Annotated in this window: 12 protein-coding genes; 1 reads left to right on the top strand and 11 read right to left on the bottom strand. The window is 41.1% G+C overall.

Annotated elements, in window-relative coordinates:
* Positions 1–12 precede the first annotated feature (12 nt).
* Complete coding sequence (locus tag K1X66_03035; GenBank protein MBX7157345.1) at positions 13–396, top strand: low affinity iron permease family protein; 384 nt, start codon at positions 13–15, stop codon at positions 394–396.
* A 4-nt stretch (positions 397–400) separates the two neighbouring features.
* Here K1X66_03035 and K1X66_03030 read toward each other — a convergent pair whose 3' ends face one another.
* The 11 genes from K1X66_03030 to K1X66_02980 all read right to left on the bottom strand — a co-directional run bounded on the left by K1X66_03030 (position 401) and on the right by K1X66_02980 (position 12,590).
* Positions 401–1,543: a bifunctional 2-methylcitrate synthase/citrate synthase gene (locus K1X66_03030; GenBank protein MBX7157344.1), complete on the bottom strand. Its 1,143-nt coding sequence runs from the start codon at positions 1,541–1,543 to the stop codon at positions 401–403.
* 64 nt (positions 1,544–1,607) lie between these two features.
* A complete protein-coding gene (locus tag K1X66_03025; GenBank protein MBX7157343.1) occupies positions 1,608–2,723 on the bottom strand; it encodes a hypothetical protein in 1,116 nt (371 codons plus the stop codon).
* A 117-nt stretch (positions 2,724–2,840) separates the two neighbouring features.
* Positions 2,841–3,734, bottom strand: coding sequence for a methylisocitrate lyase (prpB, locus tag K1X66_03020; GenBank protein ID MBX7157342.1), 894 nt, complete (start codon positions 3,732–3,734; stop codon positions 2,841–2,843).
* Positions 3,735–3,774: 40 nt separating this feature from the next.
* On the bottom strand, positions 3,775–4,203 hold the full coding sequence (locus tag K1X66_03015; GenBank protein MBX7157341.1) for a GxxExxY protein: 429 nt from the start codon (positions 4,201–4,203) through the stop codon (positions 3,775–3,777).
* 27 nt (positions 4,204–4,230) lie between these two features.
* Positions 4,231–5,739, bottom strand: coding sequence for an MmgE/PrpD family protein (locus K1X66_03010; protein MBX7157340.1), 1,509 nt, complete (start codon positions 5,737–5,739; stop codon positions 4,231–4,233).
* A 77-nt stretch (positions 5,740–5,816) separates the two neighbouring features.
* On the bottom strand, positions 5,817–7,340 hold the full coding sequence (locus tag K1X66_03005; protein MBX7157339.1) for an NCS1 family nucleobase:cation symporter-1: 1,524 nt from the start codon (positions 7,338–7,340) through the stop codon (positions 5,817–5,819).
* A gap of 5 nt (positions 7,341–7,345) precedes the next feature.
* Positions 7,346–9,538 carry a hypothetical protein gene (locus K1X66_03000; GenBank protein MBX7157338.1) on the bottom strand — a complete coding sequence of 731 codons (2,193 nt, stop codon included), beginning with the start codon at positions 9,536–9,538 and terminating at the stop codon, positions 7,346–7,348.
* 5 nt (positions 9,539–9,543) lie between these two features.
* On the bottom strand, positions 9,544–9,873 hold the full coding sequence (locus K1X66_02995; protein ID MBX7157337.1) for a hypothetical protein: 330 nt from the start codon (positions 9,871–9,873) through the stop codon (positions 9,544–9,546).
* Between the two features lie 4 nt (positions 9,874–9,877).
* Positions 9,878–11,260, bottom strand: a complete 1,383-nt coding sequence (gene hydA / locus K1X66_02990) for a dihydropyrimidinase (GenBank protein ID MBX7157336.1) — start codon at positions 11,258–11,260, stop codon at positions 9,878–9,880.
* 69 nt (positions 11,261–11,329) lie between these two features.
* Positions 11,330–11,608, bottom strand: coding sequence for a hypothetical protein (locus K1X66_02985; protein ID MBX7157335.1), 279 nt, complete (start codon positions 11,606–11,608; stop codon positions 11,330–11,332).
* Between the two features lie 622 nt (positions 11,609–12,230).
* On the bottom strand, positions 12,231–12,590 hold the full coding sequence (locus K1X66_02980) for a hypothetical protein (GenBank protein ID MBX7157334.1): 360 nt from the start codon (positions 12,588–12,590) through the stop codon (positions 12,231–12,233).
* Position 12,591 lies beyond the last annotated feature (1 nt).

Here is a 12,591-nt window from a genome sequence, read left to right as displayed (position 1 = left end):
CCTTTTCTCTTTATGGCAGGAAAAAATTCTTGGTTTACTCGTTTTGCTAAAGTTACAGCTCGTTATTCTGGAAAACCTATTACCTTTCTTATTGCTGGTTTAGCGATTATAATATGGGCGATTACAGGCCCTTTATTTAGTTTCAGTGATACATGGCAATTAATCATCAATACTAGTACAACCATTATCACCTTCTTAATGGTATTCTTAATTCAGAACACCCAAAACCGAGATACGGAAGCGTTACAAATCAAATTAGACGAAATCATAAAAAGAATTCATGGCGCGCAAAATAGCCTCTTAGATTTAGAAGAATTAGATGACGAAGAGCTTGATAAAATCCGGGAGGATTATCGTCGTCTTGCCGAACGCGCTCGAAAAAAAGAAAAAAAATAATTCGCTATTTCCTTTGAGCCAAAGAAGCCACTTTTCTTTCGGGCGAGCCGGTGTATTGCGATAAAGGACGGATCAATCGATTACTAGCTTGCTGCTCGAGAATGTGAGCAGTCCATCCTGTTATGCGGCTCATTACAAAAATCGGCGTGAACATATCAATATCGATATCCATCAAATAATAAGCAGGCCCAGTTGGAAAATCGAGGTTGGGATGAATTCCTTTTTGTTCCACCATCGTTTTTTCTAAAATATCCAACATTTCGTGCCATTTCTTTTCACCCTTAATTTCGGCCATTTTTAAACCATATTGATTCATCGTAGGTGCGCGCGAATCACCTTTTTTATAAACGCGATGACCAAATCCCATCACTTTGCGTTTTTCTTTTAACGCAGTTAACAACCACTCTTTCGCTTTTGCCGGTTCACCAATTTCCAAAAGCATATGCATCACAGCTTCATTTGCACCGCCATGAAGCGGACCTTTTAATGAAGCAATTCCTGCTGTCACAGCGCCATAAATATCAGCTAAACTTGAAGTCACCACACGCGCGGTAAAGGTCGAAGCATTAAATCCATGCTCGGCGTAAAGCACTAAAGAAACGTCGAACGCTTTGACCACTTCCGGTTCCGGCACTTTACCAAAACAGACATGGAAAAAATTTTCAGCCATACTCAAATCTTCTCTAGGCGCAATAAAATCTTGGCCTTTACGATAACGATAAAATGCGCCAATCATCGTAGGAATTTTTGCGAGCAATTGAAACGAGCGCTCTCGATTGGTCGCTTCATCCGTTTTCTCCATATCCTCATCTTCCATTCCTAAAAAACTGACTGCCGTGCGAATCGCATCCATGGGATGCGCTTTTTTGGGAAAACTCTGAATCACCTTTAAAAGTGTTGGACTAATCGAACGCAAACTTCTTTCTTTTTTCTGAAACGCATCGAGCTGTGATCGATTAGGTAATTCACCATTCCACAATAAATAAGCCACCTCTTCAAAGGAACAATTTTCCGCTAAGTCTTGCACGGGATAGCCGTGATAAACCAAGGCATTAATGTCCGGCATGACTTTGGAAACTTTGGTTGTGTCAACAATGACACCTTCTAAACCACGTCTAATTTCAGGATTTGCTATAGTTGTACTCATAAATTTTATTTATTTTTTATCAAAATGATATGAGCAATAGAAAGGTTTTTGTCAAACTTATGTCTCACTCTAATACTTGCTCTAAAAGTTCAGCTAAACGCCAACCGGCCTTATGTAGTTCGTCTCTGACCACATTGCTCGCCCATTTGTCATAGGATTTACCATCAGGCATTGATTTTTCAATGGCTTCGCCTCTTGCTATCAACTCGCCTCCTTCCATCTGAGGTTTCACATGGACAAACTGCAAGCGCTCATGCGCTTGGGACGCTATCGGAAGAATTTCATCAGCCCATTGCTGTGCCCAATCATTGACATTAGTTGACAGATTTAATTTCCAATTTTTCGGTTCTTGAGATGCAAAATAATGCACAACTTCTTTATCCGTCACAGTTGATGAGTGTCCGATCGTCTTCTGTCGGATTTCTGCCCGAATCTGATCCAAGGCTAAGGTTACGGTTTGGCTATCCCAAAAGCTGTGTAAATTTCCCAATTGATGAATACGTTTTTTACCCACCATGGCGGTGTATTTAAAAGAAAGGCTGTTACCACCCACATCACTAATGCCAACTGTGCCTTTATCAGGATTAACCGGTTGCCTATTGGTAATGTTGAAATATTCGGCACCCACATGCAGCGGTTGATGAATATCACCGATGTAATGCGCCAAAAGAACGATGGCTACAGGTTTCGTAATCTTGCGCGCATTCTGTTCGCTTTCTTGGCCTTTTAAGACACGAACGCAATAGGTTATCATATGAACAATATCCCAAACCGATCGGCCCGTTTTTCCATCAGCATATTTTCCAAAATCGAACACCGGCACATCTGTGTAATGAAACCAACAATGCGACGGTATAACAGAATTATAATTTGTCGTCGGTGGATTCGCGCGCCAAAACTCACGCAGTTGTGCGTCTAACACTTTGTTGGAAGACACAGGTAAAGCCCGGGAGCTATCAGGACCATCCTTATCCCAATTCTTAATCGCGTCTGGCAAACCAGCAGCCGTTGCCAACGAGACATCGCCTAACATTTGTCGAACTTTTTCCTCAACCGGTTTGCCTGAAAGCTTCTCGTCGACGATTGCGCCAACTATTTCGTGACCCTGTAGCGCATACGAATAAGCCCGACTAACGCTAAATGTGGCCATCACTAGTAATAGGATGAACTTTTTTTTCATGTTAGTTTTAGACTTATTAACTTCTTAGGAAATTCATTGACCAAACTACTTTCAAATCATGGATTGATCGAGTTTGTTTTGAATTTAAAACCAACAAACATCGAGCACAGGCTTTAGTTAGACTTTAAAATTAAAAATCGACTGATCAAATTGGTTATATTTTTCGTAATGCAAAATTTCGTAAAGCCGTTTGCGATGCTGCATTTTTTCTAAAAGGTGCTCTTGCGTGCCTTCATCACGAATGCTCGCTAACCCATCTTCCACCGCTTTCATCGCCAAACGCAAACTGGTTACAGGATAAATCACAAGATTATAACCCAAATTTTGCAACTGCTTTGTCGTTAATAAAGAGCTTTTGCCAAATTCCGTCATATTGGCTAGCAGCGGAACCGAAACCGCTTGGCGAAATGCTTCAAACTCTTTTTCATTCTGTAGCGCCTCAGGAAAAATCATTTCTGCACCGGCATCAACGTAAGCTTTCGCACGTCCGATTGCTGCTTCCAATCCTTCAGAAGCTCTTGCATCCGTTCGAGCAATAATTAAAAAATTCTTATCGCGCTTAGCGTCTGAAGCAGCTTTGACCTTTTTAATCATCGCTTCCGTTTCTACCAACGCTTTATTATCCAAATGACCGCATCGCTTCGGATTTTGTTGATCTTCCAAGTGACATCCACAAAGTCCCAAATCTTCCAATTCTTGAATCGTACGCGCAGCACTCATCGCTTCACCAAAACCGGTATCAATATCAATAATCGCCGGCAACTCAGTTGCACGCGCAATAGCGCGACCGCGTTGAGAAACTTCGGTCAAGGTGGTTAAACCAATATCAGGAAATCCAAGATCATTGGCTAAAACTGCTCCTGAAATATAAACACCATCAAAACCCTGCTGCTCCATTAACATCGCCACCAAAGGCGAAAAAGCGCCAGGGAAACGCAAAAGTTTTCCTGACTTTAACGCCTGACGAAATTCCTGACGTTTTTGTGTCGCATTTTTTTTATTAAAAAGCATAAGTTTTGCCCGCGAATCACGCTAATCACGCGAATAATAATTAAAGAAAAATTGGCTCATCTTTAGTCTGTTTAGAATTTACGATCCGTTCATATTCAAGTTTGGGATAATGACCGAAGTTAACAAGTAATCCAAGCTGAAAACCTGTGGCGTTTAAATAATTAAGCACCTGCCCCCTGTGCTCATCAATTATTTTCGCCGCAGTTTTAAGTTCTAAAATAATTTTACCAAAACAAACAAAATCAGGCGTGTAGGTTTGTTGAAGAATTTGGTCTCGATAAGTGAGAGTAAGTTGCGGCTTAGATATTGCGGAAATTTTCAAATAGTTAAATTCAATTTCCAAACACTCCTGATAAACTCCCTCTAAAAATCCACGCCCTTTCTCATTATAAACCGTAAAACAAGCGCCAATAATAGCGTAACATTCTTCTTTATAAATAATCTCTTTAACCAATTTATCTTTTTCCATTCGCGTGATTAGCGTGATTCGCGGGCTCTAAAAAATTCCTCGATTATCTCGTTTATTATTTTCCAACTTCGCTAAATCTACTTGAACATTTAATTGCCCCAACTCTTCGGCTTTTAAATTTGGCAAACGTTGCACAGTTTCTAAAAAGCGTTCGCTTTCAGAAGAAGTCAAAATATCTTCGGTAAGCGTCTTAAACTTCTTGATATAATCGGGTCTTGCAAAAGGTTTCGCTCCTAAAGGATTGGCATTAGCCACGGCTAATTCATCAACAACTTTATCACCATTTCTCAATAAAATTTCGACTCGTGCACCAAAGGCTTTTTCCTTGGGATCATGCGTGTGATAACGACGCGTCCATTCCGGATCTTCCACCGTTTCAATTTTATGCCACAACTCCACCGTCTCAGGATGACGTGCCATCTCGGAAGCATAACTTTTCACGTGATGCCATTCGCCCGTTCGCAGCGCCACCGCAAAAATATACATAATACTATGATCCAACGTTTCGCGCGTCGCGTTCGGATCCATTTTTTGCGGATCCTGCGCACCTGTGCCGATTACGTAATGGGTATGATGACTCGTATGCAAAACAATTTTCTGAATCTCTTTTAAATTCGGTAGCTTTTTACGAAGTTTAAACGCCAGATCAATGAGCGCTTGCGCTTGATATTCCGCGGAATGTTCTTTGGTGTAAGAATCTAAAATAGCACGCTGCCCCTCACCTATTTCCGGTAAAGGCACACGATAAGTCGATTTATCACCGCCTAGCATATAAGCAATTACACTATCTTCCCCTTCATAAATCGGCGAAGGACTTTTTTCACCACGCATTGCACGATCTACCGCTTCCACTGCCAATTTTCCGGCATGCGAAGGGGCATAAGCTTTCCAACTCGAAATTTCACCTTTACGCGATTGTCGTGTCGAAAAACCCACATGTACCGCTTGTTGCACCGCTTGATAAACCACATCAGTATTTAAATCCAAAAGCGCACCAATCCCAGCGGCTGCTGAAGGACACAAATGAGCAATGTGATCCTTCTTATATTGATGCAAACAGATTGCTTTCACCAAATTGATTTGAATTTCATAGCCCACCACAATTCCGCGCACCAAATCCGCACCATTACGCCGACATTGTTGTGCCACTGCTAAAATGGGCGGGATATTATCACCCGGATGCGAATAATCTGCGGCTAAAAAAGTGTCATGCATATCGAGCTCACGCACAGCCGTCCCATTGGCCCACGCAGCCCATTCCGCATCAAACCGTTGATCATTCGGCATACCAAAAACCGTCGCTCCTTTTTCGCGAGGATGCGCAATCGCCTGACTGCGGGCATTCGCTACGGGTTTGCGATTAATGGCCGCAATCGCTACCGACGCATTGTCAATAATCCGATTAATCACCATGTCAACCACCGCAGGCTCTAATGATGTTTTATCCGTTGCTACCTGAGCTATTTTCCAAGCCAGTTGTTGATCTTTAGAAAGAGGAACTTTTGAAGGGTAAACTTTAACATCGTGTAAAATCATAGCCTGACTTTCTACAAGGCTTTTAATAATTCTTCCAGTGAATATTTATGACCTACTTCTCCGTTCGGAGAAAAAAATCACACATCGGCAGAAGCTAAAGAATCCAACGTCTTAGTTCCATTATTTTGCTGTGAAAATAATTTCATCCCGCCCCAATAAAATACAAAAGCAATCGCAAAACCAACAAACCAGGCATAATCATAAAGCGCCACAAGCCATGCAGGAAATTCGGAAGCCGCTTTAAGTTTCACCTGCACCAAAAACCCTGGCACACTGGGAATCACTCCTAATATTAAAGCAATAATACCAATCAAATTAAAACCTCGTGTGGCTGAATAAACACCGTTCTCCCGATAAAGCTCAGCCAGGTTCAAGTGTTGGCGTCGCACCACAAAATAATCCGCAATCAAAATCCCGCCAATCGGCCCCAGCAAAGCGCTGTAACCCACAAGCCACAGAAAAATATAACCATTCGGATCAGCCACCAATTTCCATGGCATGATTAAAATTCCCAAAATTCCAGTAATCGTTCCTCCAATACGAAATGAAATATATCGAGGAGCCAAATGCGCAAAATCATTCGCAGGACTCACCACATTAGCAGCAATATTTGTCGCCAATGTTGCAATACATAAAGAAATCATCGCTATCACCAAAACCACGGGATTGGTAAAACGCGTTAACACATCCACCGGATCCCAAATCGCTTGACCATAAATAATCGTTGTTGCCGAAGTAACTGCCACCCCAATGAAAGAATAAAGCGCCATCGTTGCTGGTAAGCCCAACGTTTGCCCAATGACTTGATCGCGTTGCGATTTAGCATAACGCGAAAAATCAGGGATATTCAAAGAAAGCGTGGCCCAAAACCCAATCATCCCAGTTAACGCAGGAAAAAAGAAAATCCAGAATTGCCCAGCTTTCGGCTGTCCCGGATCAAACACAGAAGGTTGCGAAAGCATGGGGCCAAAACCTCCAGCATTTTTGTAAGCCCACCATAATAATAGCAATCCAAGAACAATGAGCAGAGGCGCTTTAATATTGAGCAACCAACGAATGCAATTGATTCCTTTATAAATCACCCACATGTTAATACCCCAAAAAAATAAAAAACAAAAAAGTTGGGGTAAACTAATGCCAAGAAAGCCAATAGGCGCAGCAACAACAAGCGACGGCTCAAAAACGCCAAGAATTTTATAAATAGCCGCTCCCCCGATCCACGTCTGAATCCCAAACCAACCACACGCCACAAATGCGCGAAGCAACGCAGGAATATTCGCGCCCACTGTGCCAAACGCGGGTCGACAATAAACCGGAAACGGAATGCCATATTTCGTGCCCGCATGAGCATTAAGCACCATCGGAATCAGCACAATCAAATTACCAAGAAAAATAGTCAAAATTGCTTGCTTCCAATTCATGCCACTTCCAATCAACGACGAAGCCAACATATAAGTTGGAATACAAGCCGACATCGAAATCCATAATGCGGCAAAACTTCCCACATGCCATTTGCGCTCTGCCTCCGAAACCGGCGCTAAATCTTTGTTGTAAAGACGGCTTTCAATGATTGCCTCTGAAAAAGCTTCCCTGTTTTTCATTTTAATTACCTTTTAAGAACATATTTTTCTTTTTCATCTTCCTCTTCTTCCTGCTCTTTTTTCTGAGGAAGATCTTCCACTGGGTCCAACTTACTTAGAATTCCTTGAAAAACTTTTTCAATATTAGCTGCTCTTTTTTGAATCGCCCCTTTTAAGCCATTGTCATTGAATTCCTTTACTATTTCATCTTTTACAGCAACTAACGTATCCATACCCGGAGGATTTTTCACAAATGATTCAATCTTATCTGATACATTACCCTTTGAAATAAACTCAGCAGCAGCATTTGTCATTTTAATCGGGGCTTCCATGACTTGAACCATCTGTCCTAAGACTGGAATCATTTCGACAACTTCCCTTCCATCCTCTAACCATTCCTTATGTAATTCGCGAGATTGCTTGATTAACTCATTATACTCAGGGTCTCCCGGAGACAGTTTATCTAATTTTTCGTTAATTTCTTTAGCCCGTGCCTCTTGTTCATCTATATAATCAGAAATGATATCTTGTATTGTCAGGCTCGTATTAGCAACATCAATGACCTCAGAAACAATCGTTCCTTCTCCCGGCACAACTCCAGCCCCGACACTTGCAGCTAGTAAATAATTGCTTCTTTCAGCACGCGACAATGCAACTTGCATTTTTTCATACTCTGGCGTGCCCGACTGAAGTTTCGCTAGCTCCTTTTTTAGGTGAATAACCTCTTCACAAGATTCTTTCAATTGACTTACACTTAAAGCCACCCCAACACCCAAAGGCACTTTACCTGCTAGACGTTTAATGATTCCATTTTCAACTGCCTTTTCGATTTGTTTTGCAAGACTTTTCGCCCCCACCTGCAAAGCCTTTTGCTCAGCAATATCGGTTGCAGTGTTGACAGCTCCTTCGACATCTCCCGCAGCAACCTGAGCGGCCATTACCGCGCCCTGTGAAAATTGGTTGGTTCGACTTACAACGGTATGAGTCTTATCAATAGTATGAGATGTTGGCTCTGTTGCATTTGACGAATGTTGTTGCTGCGGTTGAGTTTTATTGTTTGCTGCTTCTGCATCAACCGGACTACTAATGGACGAATCAGAAGAGTGTACGGGAGTTTGAGAAACATGATCAAAAGTGGTCTGATCCACAGAATTGGGCATACTATTACTGTGACCGGCCGAAGCTATAGCAGCTTCTACATCAACTGAGTTTTGAGATGGAGTCTTATCTACAGGTAATGTTCCTACTTTCGTCTTTCCCAATATTTCAGATGGTTGATTTGTTGTTTCTACCTCAATCGAATTATTGATAGACGAATCAGAAGAGTGTACGGGAGTTTGAGGAACATGATCAAAGGTGGCCTGATCCACAGAATTTGGCATGCTCCTACTGTGACTGGCCAAAGCAGCTTCTACATCAATTGATCTTTGAGATCGAATCTTATCTATAGGCAACGTTCCTAATTTTATCTTTTCCAATATTTCAGATGGTTGATTTGCTAAAATTTCAGGAAAATGTTTTATTGGACCATATTCTACAATGCCAGGGTCGCCAGGCTTTAAGTGAGTCCCCTCTTTTACATGAAGATGGTTAGGAGTTAATTTAATATCAGCTACTTCTTCTGCTGATAAAGTTGAATGTTCGTTAAGCAATAAACGACCTTCTGGAGGTTTTGGCTCAATTTTTTGCGCATTTTTATCAAATTTTTTAAGATTTGAAGTATTAAGAGCAACCACTTCATTAGGATTAGGAGTAATCACCCGTCCTGTTTTTTCAAAAGTCCCATACCCCTCTAATTTTCTCGCCTTATGAATAAAAAGCTGTTCTCCACCTCCAGATCCAAATTGTTTATTTTCAGTGCTTACTCCTTGAGAAGCGCGAAAAGGATATTTGACTTCGTATTCTATAAGATGCGGTTTATATTGATAAAGATTATTGTCGTAATCGAGTTTGGGACCAATTTGCAAACGCTCATTCAATCTTCGATAAGCATCTGGACGCCCCTCTTTTACATCCGCCAAATAAAGTTTAAATTCATCCTCCGTAAAAAAATAGTCCCCACCCACTAAGTGCCCATGATTATCAACATACTGCAGGGAATAAATTTTTGTCCCCTGCGGCACCACGGTATTCGCCATGAGATCTTGCTTGGGATAGCGAGGTTGATTAGGACCTTGCCATCCACGCGCAATTTCATCTGGAGTAGGTTCTGGTGGCATAATCTTTATCCTTTATCATTTTGTTCTCGATTGGGAATACCGCCAAAAATTTCAGTTCCTGAAGCCTTACAAAAAATTCTTCGCCCAGGATTAAAATATTTATCATCCAATACTATAGTATCAGGCAGCTCAAATTTTTCTCGTATTAAATCAAAATTAAGAGGTTTTTTGAAATAACCAATCCATCCATCTGGACCATTAAAAAAATAGCCCTCTTGAGAAAGGTAAGGCTCATTACCATCGGCTATTAAAGCTTCTACAACAGGCAATAAGTGACAATAAGCATCCTCTCCCACGGGTGGTGTGCTTGCAATTTTTTGTTTCACTTGCAGCATAAGATTAAAAATGATTCGGCTCGCGTTTCAAGAATTTTCCATGACCAATTTTGCCGACAAATTTACCATCGCGCACCGCGACTTGACCACGAACCGTCACGACAGATGGTTTTCCAGTCAATTCCCAACCTTCAAAGGCGCTGTAATCCACATTCATGAGTTGCGTTTTTGTTGAAATTTTTCCGCGATAATTGGGATCGTAAATGACCAAATCCGCGTCGCTTCCAATTTGAATCGTTCCTTTTCTCGGATAGAGTCCGAAAATTTTCGCTGCTTGCGTGCTCGCACAATCCACAAAACGATTCAAATCCAATTTACCCTGTTTAACACCGTAAGAATAAAGCAAATTCACGCGATCTTCCAACGCAGGAATGCCATTGGGAATTTTAGTGAAATCATTTTTACCCATCGGTTTTTGATCCTTAAAATCAAATGGCGCATGATCCGTCGCCACCGTATTCACAAAACCGCTTCGTAGCGCTTGCCACAAAATCGATTGATTCCGCTTATCGCGCAATGGCGGTGACATCACATATTTCGAGCCTTCAAAATTTGGTTTTTCTGCATCGGTTTTGTCCAACACCAAATATTGAATAAGCGTTTCAATCCAAACATTCACGCCACGATATCTTGCCCATAGCGCCTCGCGTAATGCCTCATCACAACTCAAATGAACAATATAAATATGCGCGTCATGCATTTCGGCAAAAGTCATGAGATGATGCACTCCTTCCGCTTCAACAAGCGGTGGACGACTCTCGTGATGATAACCCGACTCCGTTTTTCCTGCTGCAATGAGCTCTTTCTGACGTTCCGCCACTAACGTTTCATTTTCACAATGTGCCGTGGTAACAACACCCAATTTCTTGGCCAACTTCAAAGTTTGATAAAGTTCCGCATCATCAATTCCAAACGCGCCTTTGTAAGCGAGAAAAATTTTAAATGAACTTATCCCACGCGAAACAATTTCTTTCAACTGCGATTCCGTTTTATCATCGAACTTCGTCACCCCCATGTGATAGGTGTAATCGCAAGCCGATTTACCTTCACTTTTCGAATTCCACGTTTCAAACCCCTCAATCGCTTCCATCTGACGCGAAGGGCAACACATATCGAAAATGGTTGTGGTTCCACCAACGAGCGCTGCTTTACTTGCAGTTTCGTAAGTATCCTTGGCATAAGTGCCCATGAAAGGCAGATAAATATGCGTGTGCGGATCAATAAAACCCGGAAACACATATTTACCTTTAGCATCGATGACTTCTGCACCTGGTGACACTTCTAAATTTTTTTCTATTTTAGTAATCTGCTCATTCTCACAATAAATATCAGCGATGTAATTATCGGAAGCAGTAATAATTTGACCATTTTTAATAAGAAGCGACATAGAATATTTCCTTTGCATCAAACTCTATTTTGTTTGAGCAAAAGGAAAAGCGTAAAAATGATTAAATATTTATCGTTTTTGCCTTTGCCAGGGTGAATTTGAAGTTTTTCGCCAAGCCACCCATCCTAAAGGTAAGTCATGCAATTCTGCCAAAGTTTCGTCTCGCTTTAAAATTTCCTCTAATGAAATGACTCGAGCATCATCCGTTTCGTTGGAGGTTCCACACAGAAATTGCCATCCTCCATCATCACTATCATGTGTCACTCGCAAAATCGGATAACCAAGATCTATCACTTGTCGCGTAGTGATAATGGCTAAATCCGGAGAATCTTTAAAAAGCCATGTCATATTTTTATCAGATTTTATTCGATAATTATCTCTAATTTTTAAAGTTTCACGAGCAATTTTTTCATAAGACTGTTGATCAATTTCTTTAAAATTTAAAGTTTTCAACTCCGCTTGAACTTTCTGAACCGCCTCTTGAAATTTTTCTTTTTGACGTGACGTCGGAATCGTTTTGGATTGCATATGAATACAGCCACTTGGCGCTTGATTCATCCATTGCCATTGATCTGAAAAAACACCTAAACTCGTGTCCAACTCATAAATATCCTCTCCACCCACAGGATTTTCCAAGGGCAAATTTTTTACCCCATCCAATTTCGACAATAACTGCTCAAACTGAGATAAGGAATAATCCGAAACATAATAACTATATTGAAAAGGAGCCTCTTTTAATTTTCTCGTCCAAACTTCACACTTTCCCAAAGCATCTTGATAAAAAATCATTTCCTGTAGAACAATCGGTGAACTAATCCCGCCCACAATACCCTCAGTCAAAATAACTAACCTCGGCTCCTCTATTTTTTTCACTTTCTCGGCAACTCCAGAACATCCGGAAATAAAAATCGCCAAAATGAAACAAAAAAATCGCATAGTTTTACATTAGATGCCTAAACTACTTAACTATTCATTTTCCCAAGACCCCAAAATGACAAAGCGTAATAACTAAAAAAATAAGAAGTAATGCTAGGCTATGCACCATTCCAAATCGTTCCAAATTATGGCCAAGACCTCCGAAAATCTTGCGTGCAATGAATAGACAAATGATAGTAAACAACCAAACACATACAAGATAAAGCAGCGGAACTTGTCCTAGAAAACCGATGCCAAAAACAGTCATCGCCAAGCCAAAGCTTAGCAAAAGACTAAACCACGGCTCTTTTTCTTTAGTAAGATAAATTGCGGGCAAAGAATAAATACCACCAAACAACAGACCAATTATCGGAATACCGAAAAAGGCAAGCAGAAGCGTCTCGAGTATTTTCAAA

This window comes from Verrucomicrobiia bacterium, assembly GCA_019694135.1.
GTDB lineage: Bacteria > Verrucomicrobiota > Verrucomicrobiia > JADLBR01 > JAIBCM01 > JAIBCM01.
The sequence above is the reverse complement of the archived record's forward strand: the minus strand, read 5'-3'. Positions and strand labels throughout refer to the sequence as shown.